The sequence below is a fragment of the Collimonas antrihumi genome, from assembly GCF_018304965.1.
In the GTDB taxonomy this organism is placed as follows: Bacteria; Pseudomonadota; Gammaproteobacteria; order Burkholderiales; family Burkholderiaceae_D; genus Collimonas; species Collimonas antrihumi.
In genome coordinates this window covers 262,633-281,990 of the sequence record NZ_JAGQED010000002.1, presented here as the reverse complement: position 1 = coordinate 281,990, position 19,358 = coordinate 262,633, and the positions used below count along the sequence as shown (strand labels likewise).

General features: G+C 57.4%; 17 protein-coding genes. 12 read left to right on the top strand and 5 right to left on the bottom strand.

Features of this window, described 5'->3' with window-relative positions; translation table 11 throughout:
• The 3 genes from KHU29_RS03940 to KHU29_RS03930 all read right to left on the bottom strand — a co-directional run.
• The coding region (locus tag KHU29_RS03940) for a thiamine pyrophosphate-binding protein (protein WP_211451377.1) at positions 1–1,215 on the bottom strand (1,215 nt) is incomplete at its 3' end.
• A gap of 294 nt (positions 1,216–1,509) precedes the next feature.
• The gene (locus tag KHU29_RS03935; protein ID WP_211451376.1) at positions 1,510–2,286 is read right to left on the bottom strand and encodes a crotonase/enoyl-CoA hydratase family protein; all 777 of its coding nucleotides are present in this window, start codon (positions 2,284–2,286) and stop codon (positions 1,510–1,512) included.
• A gap of 48 nt (positions 2,287–2,334) precedes the next feature.
• Complete coding sequence (locus tag KHU29_RS03930) at positions 2,335–7,176, bottom strand: NAD-glutamate dehydrogenase (RefSeq protein WP_425514445.1); 4,842 nt, start codon at positions 7,174–7,176, stop codon at positions 2,335–2,337.
• Between the two features lie 384 nt (positions 7,177–7,560).
• On the opposite strand from KHU29_RS03930, the gene KHU29_RS03925 reads away from it, so the two are divergent.
• The 4 genes from KHU29_RS03925 (at position 7,561) to KHU29_RS22130 (ending at position 10,556) form a co-directional block, all read left to right on the top strand.
• Positions 7,561–8,211, top strand: a complete 651-nt coding sequence (locus KHU29_RS03925; protein WP_211451374.1) for a phosphatase PAP2 family protein — start codon at positions 7,561–7,563, stop codon at positions 8,209–8,211.
• Positions 8,212–8,363: 152 nt separating this feature from the next.
• Positions 8,364–8,807 (top strand): CBS domain-containing protein, encoded by a 444-nt coding sequence (locus KHU29_RS03920; RefSeq protein ID WP_211451373.1) that lies wholly within the window; start codon positions 8,364–8,366, stop codon positions 8,805–8,807.
• A gap of 50 nt (positions 8,808–8,857) precedes the next feature.
• The gene (locus KHU29_RS03915; protein WP_211451372.1) at positions 8,858–10,036 is read left to right on the top strand and encodes a tetratricopeptide repeat protein; all 1,179 of its coding nucleotides are present in this window, start codon (positions 8,858–8,860) and stop codon (positions 10,034–10,036) included.
• Between the two features lie 22 nt (positions 10,037–10,058).
• On the top strand, positions 10,059–10,556 hold the full coding sequence (locus KHU29_RS22130) for a hypothetical protein (protein WP_246541456.1): 498 nt from the start codon (positions 10,059–10,061) through the stop codon (positions 10,554–10,556).
• On the opposite strand, the gene KHU29_RS03905 is transcribed toward KHU29_RS22130, so the two are convergent.
• Positions 10,519–10,890 (bottom strand): hypothetical protein, encoded by a 372-nt coding sequence (locus tag KHU29_RS03905; protein WP_211451371.1) that lies wholly within the window; start codon positions 10,888–10,890, stop codon positions 10,519–10,521. The genes KHU29_RS22130 and KHU29_RS03905 overlap by 38 nt on opposite strands.
• Positions 10,891–10,892: 2 nt before the next feature.
• On the opposite strand from KHU29_RS03905, the gene KHU29_RS03900 reads away from it, so the two are divergent.
• The 8 genes from KHU29_RS03900 to KHU29_RS03865 all read left to right on the top strand — a co-directional run bounded on the left by KHU29_RS03900 (position 10,893) and on the right by KHU29_RS03865 (position 17,928).
• A complete protein-coding gene (locus KHU29_RS03900) occupies positions 10,893–11,897 on the top strand; it encodes an HNH endonuclease (RefSeq protein WP_211451370.1) in 1,005 nt (334 codons plus the stop codon).
• Positions 11,894–13,294 carry a glucose-6-phosphate dehydrogenase gene (zwf, locus tag KHU29_RS03895; protein ID WP_211451369.1) on the top strand — a complete coding sequence of 467 codons (1,401 nt, stop codon included), beginning with the start codon at positions 11,894–11,896 and terminating at the stop codon, positions 13,292–13,294. The genes KHU29_RS03900 and zwf overlap by 4 nt, the downstream gene beginning before the upstream one ends.
• Entirely contained in the window at positions 13,251–13,943 is a 693-nt protein-coding gene (locus KHU29_RS03890) for an HAD family hydrolase (RefSeq protein ID WP_246541454.1), read from the top strand. The genes zwf and KHU29_RS03890 overlap by 44 nt, the downstream gene beginning before the upstream one ends.
• Positions 13,944–13,951: 8 nt before the next feature.
• The gene (gene tal / locus KHU29_RS03885) at positions 13,952–15,019 is read left to right on the top strand and encodes a transaldolase (RefSeq protein ID WP_211451368.1); all 1,068 of its coding nucleotides are present in this window, start codon (positions 13,952–13,954) and stop codon (positions 15,017–15,019) included.
• A 151-nt stretch (positions 15,020–15,170) separates the two neighbouring features.
• On the top strand, positions 15,171–15,425 hold the full coding sequence (locus KHU29_RS03880; RefSeq protein WP_211451367.1) for a hypothetical protein: 255 nt from the start codon (positions 15,171–15,173) through the stop codon (positions 15,423–15,425).
• Positions 15,426–15,494: 69 nt separating this feature from the next.
• Entirely contained in the window at positions 15,495–16,277 is a 783-nt protein-coding gene (locus KHU29_RS03875; RefSeq protein WP_211451366.1) for an MlaE family ABC transporter permease, read from the top strand.
• Between the two features lie 14 nt (positions 16,278–16,291).
• Complete coding sequence (locus KHU29_RS03870; RefSeq protein ID WP_211451365.1) at positions 16,292–17,260, top strand: MlaD family protein; 969 nt, start codon at positions 16,292–16,294, stop codon at positions 17,258–17,260.
• The gene (locus tag KHU29_RS03865; RefSeq protein ID WP_246541452.1) at positions 17,257–17,928 is read left to right on the top strand and encodes a hypothetical protein; all 672 of its coding nucleotides are present in this window, start codon (positions 17,257–17,259) and stop codon (positions 17,926–17,928) included. The genes KHU29_RS03870 and KHU29_RS03865 overlap by 4 nt, the downstream gene beginning before the upstream one ends.
• A gap of 47 nt (positions 17,929–17,975) precedes the next feature.
• Here the strand turns inward: KHU29_RS03865 and KHU29_RS03860 are convergent, their stop codons facing one another.
• Positions 17,976–19,256, bottom strand: a complete 1,281-nt coding sequence (locus tag KHU29_RS03860) for a lipase family protein (protein WP_211451363.1) — start codon at positions 19,254–19,256, stop codon at positions 17,976–17,978.
• Positions 19,257–19,358 lie beyond the last annotated feature (102 nt).

The window sequence follows — 19,358 nt, the reverse complement described above, 5'->3', positions numbered from 1 at the left end:
TTCGTAGGCTACACGGTAAGGATGGATCGGCGAGCTGTTCGATTTGAACAAAGGCATCAGCTTCTCGGTCGCAATCGCTTCCTGCAGTTGCAGCTGTTTCATCCAGGCACGCCGCTTTTCCTGCGCGCTCTTGTTGATACGGCCACTGGCCGCTTGCAAGACCGCCCCCAGGATGGTGCCGGGATCACCCACCAGACCCAGCGTGATGTCGCGATTCTTGCCCACCGTACGGTAATCCTGGTCGATCTGGATCACTTTGGCATTCAAGCCCAGACGCTTGCCATAGCCCATGCGGAAATCGAACGGGGTGCCGACAATCAGGATCACATCGGCTTTATCGAAACCTTCGCGCCGGGTACGGTCGAAATGGTGCGGATCGCCTGGCGGCAGCAAGCCACGCGAAGCGCCGTTGAAGTACGCCGGGATATCCAGGCCGCGCACCAGGTCGATCGCTTCCTTGTGACCACGCGAAGACCAGACCTGGCCGCCGTACAGCACCACCGGACGTTCCGCCTGCACCAGGATGTCGGCCAGCTTCTCGATATCGGCCACGTCGCCCAGCGATTTCACCGAAGCGCGGTATTGGCCGGCAGCCGGAATCACCGCCTTGCTGATGTCGATTTCACGGTCCAGCACATCGCGCGGGATTTCCAGGTAGGCCGGGCCGGGCGCGCCGGCAAAGCAGGCCCGGATCGCCATCGACACCATGTCGGCGACACGTTCGGTGGAACGTACGCCTTCGGAGAATTTGGTAATCGGCCGCATCATCTCGGTATGCGGCAAGTCTTGCAGCGAACCCATCATGTGCTGGGTGATGCCGCCCTGGCCGCCGATATGCAACACCGGGCTTTCGGAACGGAACGCCGTGGCGATGCCGGTCACCGCATTGGTGCAACCCGGCCCGGCGGTGGTCACCACCACGCCCAACTTGCCGGTCTGGCGCGCATAACCGTCGGCAGCGTGAGCCGCGACCTGCTCATGCCGCACGTCGATGATACGAATGCCTTCGTCGATGCAACCATCGTAGATATCGATGATATGGCCGCCGCACAGGGTAAAGATGGTGTCGACGCCTTCATTCTTCAGCGCACGCGCCACCAGATGCCCGCCTGACACCACGCCGGCGTCACGGCTCTTGCGTTTGAGCGTATCGTCGGCCGTGGTGCTCGACACTGCACCAGGCGCCACTTTCGACTCGGATATCACTGCTGCCATTGCTCCTCCTGTTATCGGTTATCTTTTTCAATGCCGCTTTTTTCCAATTTCTTGCGGCTCCAAAACTTGATGCCATCTTAGCTAGCTCCGACAACTCTCGGCATTGACCATAGTCAAGTTTCCGTCCTTTTGTTTCCGCCTTTTTCCTGGGCGAAGTCATGCCGCGCCAAATGCGCCTGTCAATGTGCGTAAAGTGGGGAGATATGGAGCGAAATTGACAACAATGCAAGCACAGGAACCGCATCCGATCCTGCGATCGCTCTTACTTGAGAGTAAAACCGGAATAGTCTTCAGCTAGTCTTCAAAGCGGCCGTGGCGGCCAACCCCTAAGGTAAATCTGGCGGCCCCGGCTTCGCCTTCAGCCAGCACAATCGGTACCCCTTGCGCACCTTCGCGGCGCAGCGCCTCGGCCAGCGGTAAATCCCATTGTTCATACGCTGAACGGCGATCTGCCAGCATGCACTGTTGTGGAAAGGCTGCTACCTGGCGTGCCAGCTCGTGTGCCGCCGCCAGCGCACCGCCAGGCGGCGTGATGCGATTAATCAGCCCCATGCTCAGCGCTTCGGCAGCCGTCACCGGGCGTCCGGTCAAAATCAGGTCCAACGCACGACCCATGCCGATCAGACGCGGCAGCCGTACCGTGCCGCCGTCAATCAAAGGCACGCCCCAGCGCCGGCAAAACACACCGAATACGGCATCTTCATCGGCGACACGCAAATCCGCCAGCAACGCCAGCTCCAGTCCGCCGGCTACCGCATAGCCGTTGATGGCAGCAATCAGCGGTTTCGAGAGTGCCATGCGTGTCGGCCCCATCGGGCCGCTGCCGGCGCCTTCAGGATCAAGTTCATTACGCAAAGCCGGATCGCCGACAGCGCTCAGATCGGCGCCGGCGCAAAACTGGCCACCGGCGCCGGTCAACACCGCGACCTTCAGCGTGGCATCGCCTTCAAAGCGTTCAAACGCCAAGCGCAATTCCTCCGCCATGAGGCGGTCGACAGCATTGCGCTTGTGCGGCCGGTTCATCGTAATGGTGCAGATGGCGCCGTCCGTGTCGAATAGAATGCTCTGCATGATTCATCTTTCTACCTGGCAGCGTGGGCATGCATGCCCACCCTGCAATCAGTTGGTGGCGGAATCAATCGAACGCATCTCGCGCGCCGCCACCGACAACATGGCCAGATCGACATTGCCGCCCATCTGGAAATCGGTAAGCAGCCGGCGGTATCGTTCCAGCGGGGTTCGGCTGGCGGCTTGCCAGACATCGATCATTTCCTGCGATTGTTCCAGCGTGGGTGAAAGCTGAATCACCTTCGCCGTCAAAGCGCGCTGCAAACCAGTCAGATCGCTTTGCAGTGCAGTACGCGCCAGGATTTGCCAATGCGAATCGACCGGCAACGCACTTACCCGCTCACGCATCCAGCCGAAGTTCAGGTTGACGTCCAGCGCAAAGTAGACTGCCGCGACCAGTTCCAGGCTGCGCCCGGTCGATGCCGCGACTTCGGCAATATCCAGCACCGCGCCGATCAGCTCGGCGCTGGCGACCCGGCGTGCCAGCTGCTCCGAGACACCGGCGTGTATCAACGCATCGCGCTTTGCCTTGAGGGCGTCGGCATCGCTGGCCGCCAACAGCGAGACCAGTTGCGGCCCCAGTTGATCGGCAGCCTGGCGGAAGCGCGCCACCGTGGCTTCAATCGAAGCTTCCTGTGCGTGGCGATGCAGGAACCAGAAACTGGCTTGTTCGATCAATCCACCGACATCGACAAACATTTGCGCCTGCAAGGCATCCGGCACCAGGTTGTCGAGAGCATCGATGTCTTGCCAGATTTCCTCGAAACCGAATACCTCGCGGGCGATGACGCTGGCGCGCAGCACGTCGGTCGGACTGGCGCCGCTCTCATCGGCCAGTTGATGGACAAAGGTGGTCCCGACCCGATTGGTCAGCGTATTCACCAGATAGGTGGAGATGATCTCGCGCGCCAGGGGATGACGCCGCATGGCGTCAGGGAAGCGTTCGCGCAGCGGCTTTGGAAAATAGGCGGCCAACGAGCTGGCGATAAACGGATCTGCCGGCAAATCCGATGCCAGCAGCTGTTCATACAGCCACATCTTGTTATACGCCATCAGCACCGCCCGCTCCGGCGCGGTAAGCCCTTGTTTGGCCGTCTTGCGTTCAGCGCACTCCTCTTCCGATGGCAAGAACTCGACCGCCCGGTCAAGCCGGCCGGCGCGTTCAAGGAAACGAATCAAACGTGATTCCGGCTCCAGCAAGCTGGCGGCGCGGCGCCCCGCCACCGACAGCGCCTGGGTCTGGTAGTAGTTATCGGTCAGTACCTGCAGGCCGACTTCCTCCGTCATTTCGGCCAGCAATTTGTTACGCTGCTTCTCGGTCATTTCGCCTTCACTGACGATCAGGCCGAGCATGATCTTGATATTGACCTCATGATCGGAGCAATCGACACCGGCCGAATTATCGATGGCATCGGTACAGATGCGGCCGCCCTTTTGCGCATACTCGATGCGGCCGAACTGAGTGCAGCCGAGGTTGCCGCCCTCCGCTACCACCTTGCAATTGAGCTCGGCACCGTTGACGCGAATCGCATCGTTGCTGCGATCGCCAACCTGGGCATGGCTTTCACGCGTGGCCTTGATGTAGGTGCCGATACCGCCGTTGTAGAGCAGATCCACCGGCGCCAGCAGGATGCCGCGTATCAATTCCGTCGGCGCCAGTTCGCTGGCAGTTATGCCCAATGCCGCCTGCACTTGCGGCGATAGCGGAATTGTCTTCAGGGTACGCGCATACACCCCGCCACCGCTGGAGATGAGACTGGCGTTGTAATCGGCCCAGCTTGAACGTGGCAACGCAAACAGGCGCTCGCGTTCAACGAAACTGGTCTCCGGATCGGGATTCGGATCGAGGAAAATGTGCCGATGATCGAACCCCGCCAACAGTTTTATGTGGCGCGACAGCAGCATGCCGTTGCCGAACACATCGCCAGACATGTCGCCGATGCCGACCACGGTGAAATCCTGCTCCTGGGTATTGACACCGGTTTCGCGGAAATGGCGCTTGACGGCTTCCCATGCGCCGCGCGCGGTAATGCCCATTTTTTTATGGTCATAGCCGACCGAGCCGCCGGAAGCGAAAGCGTCGCCCAGCCAGAAGCTGTATTCGGCAGAAATCGCATTGGCGTAATCGGAGAAACTGGCGGTGCCTTTATCGGCAGCCACCACCAGGTAAGGATCATCCGGATCGTAGCGCACCACGTCTTGCGGCGGTACGACTTTGCCGTCGACCAGGTTATCGGTCAGATCCAGCAAGCCGCGCAGAAACGTCTGATAGCAGGCTACCCCTTCGCGCAAATAGGCGTCGCGGTCGCTGGCCGGCGGCGCATTCTTGAGGACGAAACCGCCCTTGGAACCAACCGGCACGATCACTGCGTTCTTGACCATCTGCGCCTTCACCAGGCCCAGCACTTCAGTGCGGAAATCTTCACGCCGGTCGGACCAGCGCAAACCACCGCGCGCCACTTTACCGCCGCGCAGATGCACCCCTTCAAACCTCGGCGAATACACCCAGATCTCGAACATCGGCTTGGGCGCCGGCAGCCCTGGCACTTTGGCCGGATCGAACTTGAATGACAGATAGGATTTTGGCTGGCCATCGGCGCCGCGCTGGAAATAATTGGTGCGCAAGGTGGCGCCGATCACGCCCAGGAACTGGCGCAGTATCCGGTCTTCATCAAGATTCGGCACCTGATCCATCGCTTCTTCGGTCTGTTGCAGCAAGGCCTGGGCTTTCGCTTCGGTACCGGCATCTTTTGCCAGAGCCGGATCGAAACGTATCAGGAACAGCTCCACCAGCTTGCGTGCAATCGCCGGATTAGCGGTCAGCGCCTGTTCGATATAGGCGTTGCTGAAGGTCGACCCGACTTGCCGCAGATAGCGCGCGTAGGCGCGCAGAATGGTCACTTCACGCCAGTTGAGCCGAGCCCGCAATACTAGCCGGTTGAGATCGTCATTGTCAGCTTCGCCACTCCAGACACGGCCGAAAGCATCTTCGAATACGTCTTTGATGCGATCGATCTCGATTTCGCTATCGTCCGCGGTCTGCATCCCGAAATCGTGGATCCACGCCGGTTCGCCATCTTGCAGCTCGATCCGGTAAGGACGTTCCTCATTCACCTTGACGCCCATGTGCTCCAGCATCGGCAGGCTTTGCGACAGCGCCATCGGTTTGCCGGCACGATAAATTTTCAGGCGCAATGAAGCCGGCGCCGCTTCGATCGGACGATACAAACTCATGGCCAGGCCGGCATTCTGCTGCGCAGCCTCCAGCAATGCGATGTCATGCACCGCCGTGCGTGCAGAATAATCTTCGCGGAAACCGGCCGGGAACGATGCCGCATAACGACGCAGCAACCGCGTACCCTGTTCTTCTCCACGCTGCTCCAGCAAGGCTTCCGTCAAATCGTCCTGCCAGCGCCGGGTGGCTTGCACAATGCGCGTCTCCAACTCCTCGACATTGACATCAGTTACGCTGCCCGGCTCGGTACGCACAGTAAACTGGATACGTGCCAGCACCGATTCCGACAACAACGGCGTGAATTCGATGCCGGTGCCGTTGAAGGCTTCCAGCAGCAAATCCTGGATACGTTCACGCAACTCGGTATTGAAGCGGTCGCGCGGCACGAAAACCAGGCAGGAAACATAACGGCCGAAGGCGTCGCGCCGTACAAACAGGCGGGTACGCTGACGTTCTTCCAGCCGCAAGATGCCGCTCGCGGTATCGAACAATTCATCTTCATCGACCTGGAACAATTCATCGCGCGGGTACTGCTCCAGGATGGTGGCCAAGGTCTTGGCAAGATGCCCCTTGGGCACAAAACCGGCACGTTCCAGCACCTTCGCCACTTTGCGCCGCACCAGCGGGATCTCGCTGGTCGGCACCATGTAAGCCGTCGAGGTATACAGACCGACCATGCGGCGCTCACCGACCACTTTGCCGCCGGCGTCATACCGTTTGACACCGACATAGTCGAGATAACCGGCCCTATGCACAGTAGCGCGCGAATTCGCTTTGGTAATAAAAATCGGCGAGCGCGCGTCTATGATGGCTTGTGCGCTGACCGGCAATTTGGTGGTGCTATCCGCGGTCCGTAGGGAATCGCGCAGTATGCCCAGGCCCGAGCCGGGTACGCCTTGCAGATAGTTTTCGCCGTCGTTGACCACCAATTCGTAATCGCGATAGCCGAGGAATGTAAAATGATTGTCGGCCATCCATTCCAGGAAGGCGCGCGCCTCGGCGACTTCACTTTGCAACGCGGCATCGCCGCCACCTTGTTTTTTCAGATCGTCGATAGCGGCGTTGGCCGCGCTCATCATCTGGCCCCAGTCCTCGACTGCGGCACGGACATCACCCAGCACCTTGAGCACACCGGCCAGGATTTCTTCCATCCTGGCTGCCTCAGTGCAACGGTCGACTTCTATATGTATCGTCGATTCCAGCCTGGCCTTGCTGCCATCCTTGCCAGCGTTCTCGCTGGCGCGCTGGATTTTTTCCACCTGCCCGCTGGCATCGCGCCAAACGCGGAATACAGGATGAATCACCGCGTGCAAAGTCAGGCCCAGGCGGTTGATTTCGGTGGTCACGGAATCGACCAGGAACGGCATGTCGTCGTTGACGATTTCGATCACGCTATGGCCGGATTGCCAGCCATGCTCGTCCACCCTTGGATTGTAGATACGCACCCGCGGCGTACCGCTCACAAAGTGCCGTGCAAACTGCCAGTGGGCGACTGCAGCGCCGTACAAATCGGCGATATCGCGGCTCAATATCTGCTCTTCCCCTACTTGCGAGTAATACTCGACCAGGAATGGTTGCATCGGGGTAAACACTTCCGGCGGCAAGCGATCGCGAGCGAATTCGACCATCTCTGCCAGCTTTTGCTGTTTTCTTTCCACGGCGGCTGTATGCATGATTTTCCCTCGAGCGGTTATGTCCAGTTTCGGTCCAATTTCGGTCAATCAAGTTAGATTCTACCCATGACATGCCGACACCACACGCTTTTTAAAAATGCAACTCCGATTCCATGATTCCATGACAGGCGCACGCCAGGCAGCCGTGTCCATTGATGCACAACAAATGGTGCATCGCGCCATGAACGATATGCACGTAAAGAAATTTATCGGCAATGATAAACCGCGGTGGCAGCTCAAAAATAGGTCGTTAGCCAACATTTGATAAAATAGACAACTTAATTCTTTAACCCCCCCCCGGACAGACAAGGAAAAAGTTGCAGCATCTTCGCGCACGACAAACACATTCCGCTGAGCCTCGGCAATTTCATGTTTGAATGGACGACAATCACCAAGATCGGCGGCAGCACTGTCATGCTTCCCGCTGCTGCTGCAATTGCAGCATGGCTGCTGGTGGCACGTGCCTGGCGCGCATTTTGGGTGTGGTGCATGTTGTTTGGCGGCGCGTTACTGTTGGTGGCCGCGTCAAAGATCGCATTTGTGGGCTGGGGCATCGGTATTGAAGCCCTGGATTTCAGGGGCTTCAGCGGCCATGCAATGCGCGCCGCGGCGATTATTCCTCTGCTTTTCTATCTCGTTTTACAGCAACAGACAGCACTGGTCAGGCGCACGGCGGCAGTTTTTGGCATGTGTTTTGCGGTACTGGTCAGTTTATCGCGCGTACTGTTGGATTTCCATTCGGTCAGCGAGGCGGTCAGCGGATGGCTGATGGGAAGCCTGGTCTGCCTGGCGTTTATCTGGCAAGCGGAACGCCTGCCAAAACCGTCATTGAATCGCGCGTTGATCACCGCCAGCTTCGTATTGCTGCTGGCTGCATCGTTCGCCAGGCCGGTACCGACACAATGGCTGATCGAAGAAGCCGCGCAATTATTAACGGGCCATGATGTAGTGGCCGCCGAAAGCCACCGCCATGCGGTGGAAAAATCCGGCGAACGGCCTGGAAATCAACTGGCGCCTTGATGCTCAGCCCACACCATTCTGCTGTCTTAATTGCCGGTCCCAACCAGCACCATGCCGGCGGCTCTTGCTATTTGAAAACGAAGAGGCTACCTTCTCAATTAAGCAGGGGCGAAATAATTATTTGATTGCTGGCCTATCTGAAGGAGTAGCTGATGAAAACCGTCGCACAGATTCTTAAGACCAAGCAAAATCAGGCCGTCTACACGATTTCTCCCGGAGCCAAAGTCCTGGATGCCGTAAGAATGATGGCAGACAAGAGCGTCGGTGCATTGCTGGTGGTAGAACAAGAAACGATCGTCGGCATTGTCACCGAGCGTGACTATGCCCGGAAGATGATACTCATGGGCCGCTCGTCGACCGACACTTTCGTACGCGACATCATGACTTCCTCCGTCATGTATGTGCGCCTGGATGACACCAACGAACAATGCATGGCGCTGATGACCGAAAACCGCTTGCGGCATTTGCCCATCCTGGACGATGGGAAGTTGATAGGAATCATTTCCATCGGCGATCTGGTGAAAGACATCATTTCCGAGCAGCAGTTCATCATCCAGCAGCTCGAGCATTACATCATGGGACGCCCGGCCTTGTAAATTTAGGTATATAGTAGAAACCGCAAGCAATTCCCACTCGGTGGCCTCAGATGAAAAACTGGGTAGTCCTGCCTTCCTGCTTTATTTGCTGCTTCTTGCTCGCCGCCTGCGCGACCACGCCCCAGGCGCCACGGGCCGATAATCTTTTTAACGATCAACTTTTCGCTGCACCGTCGCAACCTGTCAGGGCCGACGATGTATTTGCCGTCAGCCACGCAATGAAGCAGTATCTGAATAGTGTGGAGACGGCCCGTCAAATGCACGAAAAAGGCATGCAGCAGGGCCTGTTCGACGCACTATATAGCGAGAAGCAGTTGAAACTGGAATATAACGCCGAACACACTCGCAATGCCGCACAAACCTTCACTGCCCGCACGGGAAATTGCCTGTCGCTGGTGATCATGACTGCCGCCTTCGCCAAGGAACTTGGACTGCCGGTGCAATACCAGACGATATTGATGGATCGCGCCTGGAGCCGCAATGAAGACCTTTACTTTGCCAGCGGCCACGTCAACATCACACTCGGCAAAAGATTGACTGAAGCGCGCGTGCGGTTCGACCAAAGCAGTCTGCTGACGATTGATTTCCTGCCGCCGGAAGATACCGCCGGCCAGCATCGGCAAGACATTGATGAGAAAACGATTGTAGCGATGTACATGAACAACCGCGCCGCCGAGGCCTTGGCCGTGCACCAGCTGGACGACGCCTACTGGTGGGCGCGCGAGGCGATCAGGCAAGACGACCGGTTCCTGCCTTCCTACAATACGCTGGCGGTGATCTATCGGCGTCATGACAATCTGCCGGAAGCCGAGCACACGTTGCGGCTGGTGTTCGAGCGCGAACCGGATAGCACCGTAGTCATGTTCAATCTGATCGGCGTTCTTAACGATCTTGGCAAATTTTCAGAATCGAAAACATTGGCTGCCAGACTGACGAAATTGCAGCCTGACGCTCCTTTCCAGGCATTCAACCTGGGCATGGCAGCGATGCGCGCGGGAGATTTCAAAACCGCGAAACAGCAATTCACCAAGGAAATTGCACGCGACCCTTACTATCATGAATTCCAGTACTGGCTGGGGATCGCCTGCCTGCGCCTTGGTGAAACGGATCAGGCGCTCAAGCACTTGAGCATCGCAATGGAAAACAGCACCAGCCGTAGCGATCACGATGTGTACGCTGCCAAACTTGATCTGATCAAGTCTCATACTTCGCCGCTGCTGGTTCATTAAGCGGCACTGCGAACTTGCTGCGTTGGCAGCCATCATTGATGCTTCTTTCGAACGCATCCTGTCTTTTTTCATCTTGCATTTCCCGATTATTAATGCATTGTTGTTCTACGTAAATAATCGCGTGGAAATTGCGCAACAACAGTGCCAAATGATGTTAGTTGTCCACTCTTTTGTTAGCTTTTTTCGGCAAGAAAGATTTAAGATCAAATCGTCTCCACACAAAAGAGGTGACAACATGGGATGGATGAACAGATTGGCGACGAAATATATCCAGACGCCGGAAAAGCTGGCAGAAAATGAACTCCGCGATACGCGCCTGGCGTTATATCAATCAGAAAGGCAATTGCTGGAAGCGGAAATGCGAGTCGATTATTATCGCAACGTCCTGAACTTCCTGGAAGCGATTTCCGCCGACGGCGTAGAGAGCGTCGCCGAGTCGCAGAGATCCAAACTATCCCCACAGCCACAAGGGCCGCAACGGCTTACACCAGATCTGAGCACATACCGCGGAGCGGCCTGACATTCGGGATTGCATGGATTTCACGCGGCGCAAATGGACAGGCATGGTTGATGTTCAAGCTTGTTCGTTTTCGCTGCAATTTTTGCTGCAATTCACCCTCCTGGCCGGCCGGCCCTGAGACCGTGACTTTCGCCCCGCAGTGGTTGGCGAGGTGCAGGTTCGTCATGCTTCGTATCTCACGTTTTTTACTTCCGCGACTTTTACTTAAGTACGCTACCGTACAGACCACGCTCTGCGTCAGGCAGATGCTGGCAAGCATGACTGCAAAAATCGCCACACCTTTGGGATTTTCCAATCCCGTCCTGGCAGCTAGTTCGATACTGCGGAAAGGCATTGATGAATTCCATCGATAAGGCACGCTCCTTCCATAGTCAGAACTATCGGAAGATCGCCGGTTGGGTAGTGGAACCGGGTAAAGAAATTATCCTCGGTAATCAGGGGAATCGCGTGTGCCGCTTCTGCGCCAAACGAGCTCCTGAGGTCAGTTTCCGTCTATCTGCACATGCACTGCCTGAATCAATGGGTAACAAGAGCCTGTTTGCCGCTTATGAATGCGATGAATGCAATGCTTTTTTTGGCAGCGGAATAGAAAGCGATTTTGGTAACTGGTCCAAACCTATGCGCACTTTGGCGCGTATCAGAGGCAAAAATGGTGTGTCTGTCATCAGGCACCAGCGTGCCGCCTGGCACATCGGATATGACGACATCAGCAGCTTGGCGACAAGCCAGTTTAAAGATGACCCGACGCTTGCGGTTGACCTGCACACCCGGCAAGTCATGTTGCAGCGTGACCCCTACACGCTCCTTGCCGTGTTGACAGCTTTCGTAAAAATGGGATTGTCCGTGATACCAGATAACGAAATGCCGAACTTCGCACATGCGCTTCATTGGATCAGGACGCGCGACCACCGGAATAGCCTGGCGTTGGAGTTTCCCGTCATGCACACCTTCGCTCTCGACCTGATGCCAAATGACAAAATCAATGTGTTGCTTATCAGACGCAAAGACGGAAGCCGCGGGGTTCCTTATGTTTTCTTCATTCTCGCCTACGGCAACGAAATGTTCCAGGTAATGCTCCGCTCGCCGGAACGTGATCCGTTAATCGACACACCAAGCTTTTCAGCTAACTTGAGCATGTATCCTTTCCCGCCTCCAAACGCGCGTTTCGACTCGCCCCGTCAGCAGTCTTTGGACTTCAGCGGCAGGCAGTTGATACAGGGGGAAATCGTGCCGATGCCAATCGGATCTGAGAAAAAGGACAGGTCGGCCAGATCCGCAGGACAAACGTTATTCGGCAGTAACGCAGAGCAGCCGGCTCCCATCGGACGAAGTCAAACATGAATTCTCCCGTGTCAGACGCGTTGGTTTTCTTCGGTGCCACCGGCGATCTGGCTTACAAGCAGATTTTTCCAGCCCTGCAGGCTCTGACCCGCAACGGCCATCTCGACATGCCTGTCATCGGCCTCGGCAGGTCAGACTGGAGCGTCGATCAATTCATCGCACGGGCGCGGGATAGTATTGAACAACATGGTACGTTGGATGCGGGCGCCTTTAAAAAACTCTCGGCACGGCTGCAATACCTGAGCGGCGACTATTTGGACAACAGCACCTATCAACGCCTCCGAGTAGCGCTGGCAGGCGCAAACCACCCCCTGCACTACCTCGCCGTTCCGCCAGAAATGTTTGACAACGTCATCAGAGGCTTGTATCGCTCCAGGTGCGCAAAAAACGGCAGGGTCATTGTGGAAAAGCCGTTTGGCCGCGACCTGGCGTCAGCGCAAGCCTTGAACCAGTTGCTGATGCAATCCTTTCCGGCGCCGGACATATTTCGTATCGATCATTACATCGCCAAGGAAGCGGTCCAGAATTTACTCTACTTCCGCCTGGCAAACAGCTTCCTCGAACCGGTCTGGAACCGCGACCATGTGGCAAATGTTCAAATCACCATGGCGGAATCATTTGGCGTGCAAGGACGTGGCGGATTTTATGAAAGCGTGGGGGCAATTCGCGACGTTGTGCAAAATCATTTGCTGCAGGTAGTGGCGCTGCTGGCGACCGATGCGCCGGCCGACCACCATGCAGACGCCATACGCGACGCGAAATTGCAAGTATTCCGGGCCATGCGGCCGATTTCCCCTGCTCAGGCCGTGCGCGGCCAGTTTCACGGATACCTGGAAGAACCCGGTGTGCAGGCCGATTCCGCAGTCGAGACTTTCGTCGCCCTGCGCCTGGATATCGATAATCAACGCTGGGCAGGCGTACCGTTTTATATCCGTGCAGGTAAACAATTGCCACTGACTGCAACCGAGGTCATGGTAACGCTCAAATCGCCGCATCACCCCATCTTTGATGCTGCGGAAACAGGACATGGCAACTATTTCCGTTTCCGGATCAGCCCCGAAGTCCAGATTTCTTTAGGTGCACGCGTCAAGCTGGCAGGCGAAGCGATGCTTGGCGAAGCAGTGGAACTGCTGGCCCAGCATCACGACAGCGTTGAAATGTCACCTTATGAACGCCTGTTCGGCGACGCCATCCAGGGAGACGGCTCGCTGTTCGCACGTTATGACAGCATCGAAGCGGCCTGGCGCACCGTGGCGCCGATTCTCGGCAACACCGTCCCTCTAGAGGTATATGAAGCGCAAACCTGGGGACCGCTGCAAGCCGCGGACATCCCCTCAGGCGACGGCGGCTGGCATGACCCCGCACCTACCAAGGATTCCAATGGCAGCGCCGGATGAAATAGTTTTCTTGCTTGATGTCGACAATACCCTGCTCGACAATGACAGGCTGCGCGACGAGCTGATGCTGCATCTCGAACAAGAGTTCGGCGCTGACAACCGGGATCGCTATCGCACCATTCTCGAGCAACTGCGCACCGAACTTGGCTACATCGATTATCTGGGTGCGATGCAACGCTATCGAGTGGCCCACATGGACGATGCCCGAGTATTGCTGATGTCAGCCTTTCTCATCGATTACCCATTCGCCGATCTGATATATCCAGGAGTGCTGGACGCCATCGTCCATCTCCGCCAATGGGGCCGCACGGTGATTTTATCGGATGGCGATGTCATTTTCCAGCCACGCAAAATCCAACGTTCCGGCCTGTGGCGAGTCATGGATGGCCGGGTGCTGATTTATGTCCACAAGGAAGATATGCTGGACGCTGTCGCCCGCCAATATCCGGCGCGCCACTATGTAATGATCGACGACAAGCTTAATATACTGGCCGCCATGAAACACAGTTGGGGCCAGAAGCTCACCACGGTATTTCCGCGCCAGGGTCACTACGCACGCGATCCGCAAATTGTCGCCGCCTGCCAGCCGGCAGACATTACCGTCGAACATTTTGCCGACCTGATCACCCAGGATTTTTCCAAACTGTAGAGGTTTCCATGAACGCAACTACCCAATTACATGCATTTGGCCAGAGTTTGTGGCTGGACAATATTACGCGCGAACTATTGGACAGCGGCACGCTGCAACGCTATTGTGTGGATTTTTCCGTGACCGGATTGACCTCCAACCCCACCATCTTTGAGCGGGCGATTCGCAATACCAAAGCCTATGACCAAGCCATCCACTCAAAAACCAAAGAAGGGAAATCCGGCGAGGCGCTGTTTTTTGAACTGGCCATAGACGACTTGAAGCGCGCCGCGGCTCTGTTTCGCCCTGCTTTTGAAACCAGCGACGGTGTCGACGGCTGGGTTTCCCTGGAGGTATCACCGCTGCTGGCCAACGATACGGCGGGCACCATCGAAGCGGCCAAGCGGCTGCATGCCCTGGCGGATTGCCCCAATCTGTTCATCAAGATTCCAGGTAACGAGGCTGGCGTCCCAGCCATCGAAGAAGCCATCTTCGCCGGTGTCCCGGTCAATGTCACACTGCTATTTTCGCGCGAACAATATATTGCCGCAGCCGATGCTTATTGGCGCGGCATTCAGCGCAGGATAGGGGCCGGCCTTGATCCAAAAGTCAATTCGGTGGCGTCGATTTTCGTCAGCCGCTGGGATAAAGCGGTGGCGGGCAAAATTTCAGGCGAATTGAATAATCGCCTTGGCCTGGCGATTTCCGGGCAAATCTACAAGACCTATCGGGAACGCCTTGCTTCCGCGGATGCGCATAGATTCGCCCTGGCCGGCGCCTTGTCTCAACGCCTGCTGTGGGCCAGCACAGGCAGCAAAGACCCGCAGATTTCGGAAACCTATTACATCGAAGCGCTCGCGGCTCCCCATACCGTCAATACCATGCCGGAAAAAACCTTGCACGCCTTGGCGCAGCTCGGCGGCTTGAACGGTGTCATGCATGAGGATGGCGGTGATGCAGAGCAAGTACTTACCGCGTTTGCCTTGGCTGATGTGGATATTGTGGCGATTGCGGTTCAACTGCAGCTGGAAGGAGCGCAATCGTTCAGCAAGTCCTGGCACGACCTGCTGACCCTCATTGCGGAGAAGTCGCTTTAGCCACGATCACACAAAAATGAAACAGGCGGCCGTGATATCCTATATGACTATCAGATGCTGTCCGGTCGCTGTCCGATATTCAGCAGGAATATCGCCGGGCCCCAACCATGAAATACGCCAGACCGCACGATACGACTGCACGGAGAAAGCCATGAGCCAGACTTCGCAAGACAAGGCACGCGACGACTACAGCAAGGAACTGGTTACACGTTTCGAACAATTCAGGAAATGGGCCATGGACAACTGGCCTGTACCCGACCAGCCATTGAACACTGCCGACTTCAGCGCCACCGAACACGAAATCAACTTGTTGCTCGGCGCCCGCTTGCACACTCAACTGGAAGCGCACGCGCCGGAAGACTTTGAACCGCAGTATCTGCCGGTTACGCCCGCGCCTTGGCCCTGAACCCGGACTTTGCCGAAAAAACACCGCAGGCAAAGCCTGTTGCCAGCGTTGCTGCGTTATCATTGCCCCATGCAACCAACCTCATCCCGCTACCTGAAACCAGAGCAATGGGCCGTGACTGTCTTGCGTACCGTAAGCAGCTGGTGGCACATGCTTCACCTGGCCGGCATTACACTGGTCATGGCGCTTTCGCCGTCCACCTATCATCGGGCCAACCGCAACGCGACTTATCGCTATATCTACACCAGCACGTGGCAAATCCTGCCTTGGTTCACCTTGTTGTCTACGTTGCTCAGCCTGGTGCTGATCCGGATCGTGCTGGTCACCGCGCTGAGCTATGGCCTGTCGCGTTACGCGTTGGAAATGATGGTGCGCGTGCTGGTGCTGGAATTGATACCGCTGTCGGCCGCGTTGTTCGTGGCGTTGCGCGCCGGCCTGGCTTTTAACAGCACGCTTGCCGCACAAAACAGCGCCGGGCCGGACATCGCGCAATTGCAGCGGGATCTGGTGCCGCGTGCTATCTCCAGCGTCTTTTCAGTACTGAGCCTGGCGACTGTGAGCGGCGTGATCGTCTTGCTGCTGGCTTATATCAATGTCTACGGCATCAGTCCCTGGGGCCTGCTTGACTACACCCGCACCGTGGGCCGCGTATTTGATCCGATAGTGACGCTGGGCTTCGGACTGAAAACCCTGGTGTTCGGACTTGCAGTAGCGGTTATTCCTACGGCGGCGGTGCTTGAAGCCGCGCGCTGCAATACCAGGCTGTCATCGCCGCTACAACCAGGCGCCACGCGGCTGCTGTTTGTGCTGGTTCTGATCGAGGTCGGAGCGCTCGCAGTGAAATATATCTAACCCGGAAGACGACTATGGCAACTGCCCCCGATTCTCCTCTTGTCCCTTCGCCCTCCGCTCCGCCGCCGCCCGCCCACGTTGAATTCAAGGCGTTGCTGCTGCTGATCCTGATGGCGGCGCTGATATGCAGTTTTGTGTTGTATGTGATGTATGCGCGCGGCGTGTTCGAAAGCACTCAGCGCCTGGTGCTGATATCAGACGATTCCGAGGGCGTGCTGGTCGGCATGGACCTGACCTTTTCCGGCTTTCCTATCGGCCGTGTGCAGCGCATAGATTTAGGCCCTGACGGCAAGGCGCGCATCTTGATCGATGTTCCGCGCAAAGACGCCAACTGGCTGCGCACCACCAGTGTCTTCACACTCGAGCGCGGATTGGTAGGCGATACCCGCATCCGCGCCTTTAGCGGCGTCCTCGACGACCCGCTATTACCACCTGACTCGGAACGCACGGTGCTGCGCGGCGATACGGCCGCAGAAATTCCGCGCCTGGTGGCGACCGCCAGGGAACTGCTGGTGAATCTGGAAACCATCACCGCCGCCGACTCAAGCCTCAACACCAGCCTGGCGAACATGCAAACCGTGACGCGCCGCCTGACCGGGCAATATGGGGTTTTAGGCGGCGCCTTGGGCAGCGACGAGAATGCCAAGAAAATCATCGCCACGCTGGATCGCGTCAATGCGCTGCTGGCCAAGGCCGACCAACGCGTATTCGGCCAGCCCGGCCAGCGCGGCGTGATGGATGATGCGCAAGCCGCCATCGTCCAGCTCAACGGCGTACTGAGCGACGCCCGCAACAGTCTCAAGAAGGTCGATGCAGTGCTGGCCGAGGCGCAAGCGGTGGGCAGCAATGCGCGTATCGCCAGCAACGACCTGGGCGTACTGCGTGCCGAAGTGGATGCCAGTTTGCGTAAAGTGACGCAGCTGGTAGACGAGATCAACCGCAAATGGCCTTTCGCCCGCAATACGGACCTCAAACTGCCATGAAGATATCGACCGCCGCATTTTCAACCTTAGCATCCACCTTGCTATACACCTTGCCGGCTGCACTCTTAATTGCCTGCAGCAGCAAGCCGCCGGCGCCTGAATGGCAAGGCAACGCCTTTGGCTCTATGCAAAGTTTTTCCTCAGCCTATCTCAGTGGCAATACGCGCGTCGCCGACCTGGAGTTTGCGCGCGCCCGCGATGCCGTCGCCAGTACCGGTCGCGCCGATCTGGTGGCACGGGTTGAACTGACGCGCTGCGCCACGCGTGCGGCCAGCCTGGAGTTTGACAATTGCGCCGGGTTTCAGCCGCTGGCGCAAGATGCCGATGCCGGCGAGCGCAGTTATGCGGCTTACCTGAACGGCCGCTGGCAAGGACTGGATGCCGGTTTGCTGCCACCTCAACATAGAGCCGTGGTCAGCGGCGGCCGCATCGGCGATATCGAAGACCCGCTGGCGCGCCTGGTAGCGGCGGCCGCACTGTTGCAAAGCGGGCGCCTGACGCCAGCCGATATCGGCAACGCTACCGAGACCGCCTCTACCCAAGGCTGGCGCCGTCCGCTGCTAGCCTGGCTAGGCGTGCAACTGCAGCGCGCCCGCGCCGCCGCCGACAGCGAAGCACAGGCGCGGATTCAACGCCGCATGGACCTGGTGGTTAAGCCGCAATCTTAAGCCGCAATCTTAAGCCTCAGTCTTGATGCTGTCCCGAATCTCTCAAACTACGGCGGTGGCGTCAACGCCGCACAATTCGAGGTGATCGGCAGGCCTGCAAACAGCTTCTGCACGAACGGCTTTGAATCTGCCAGCGATGCCAGCACCGTACCGTCGTGATCCTGGCCGACATAATAATGCTGCTCAATGGTGCTGCCGGCAGCGCAAGCGTCTTTGGCGAACTGATACTGGACTACGGTTGGAATATCGGTATCCAGGGTTCCGGTGCCGACGAACATCGGCGCCGCGAATTTTACCGTCGGATAATTGGCCGACTGCAAGGTTTGCGTGGCCCAGCTGGTGACATCGCCGTTGAATATATCGGAAGTGACCAGCTTGTTCTGCGTGATGTAATCCTCAATCGGCCCCAGGCATTGCGTCGCCACCACCGAGTAAAACGCCTTGCCCTTGGCCGTCAGGTTATCGGACAGCACAAAACCCGGCACCACTCTCTCCGCTGTGGCGTAACCCAGCCACGCATACGATTCCAGCGTCGCCAACACCGACGTAAAACCGGTGGTGGGCACTTGCGCCGTCAGCGCGTTCAGGTACGCCAGCACACTTTGCAACTGATACGGAACGCCGGTCGCCACGGTTCCCAACAACTTGATTTCCGGCGCATAGACAGGCGCGTAGGCCGCGGTTGCAATCGCTCCCTGCGCTCCTTGGGACTGGCCGACGATCACCACGGAACTGGAAAGTTGCGGGAACGCTTTCGACACTGCCCGGATGCTGTCCAGCACACTATAGGCTTCGGGCCGCGCGTGCAGGTATGGATGCAGACCGGGTGTTCCCAACCCTTGATAATCGGTAGATACCACCGCATAGCCTTGCGCCAGCCAGGCGTCGAGATAATCGACATCGCGCGGATCGCGCACTGTCCACGAAGGCGCGCAGACATCCGCCACGCCGACGGTGCCATGGGCCCAGGCAATCAGTGGCCAGCCACCGGCGGGAGGCGTGCCCTTAGGCAGTTGCAAATCGCCGGAAACATAGATCGCGCTTTTACCGTCATCGCCGTCGGTCGAGCTATACAGGATGCGGATGCCTTGCGCGGCATTGGGCAGCACCAGATTGGCCGGCAGCGCTTCCTGCTGCAGCAAGATGCCCGGCGTACCGGGAACTGCTCCGTTCCATTGGTAAAACGCCGATACGCCGCCGTCGGCGGTAATTTTTTTCGATTGCGACGTCAGGCTGGCGTCGCCGCCGCCACCGCAGGCGCTAAGCGCCAGGCCGGTTAATGTAACTGCAAGAAATGTCGAAAGACGGTTGAACCGGGTAAGGCGCATGACTTTTGTCTCCTCATTTATTTTTTATGTAAATTGATCTGAGTTCAAAGTTGCAGTTGCCATTATGCATCACTAATGCATCAATATTTACCGGAATTGATT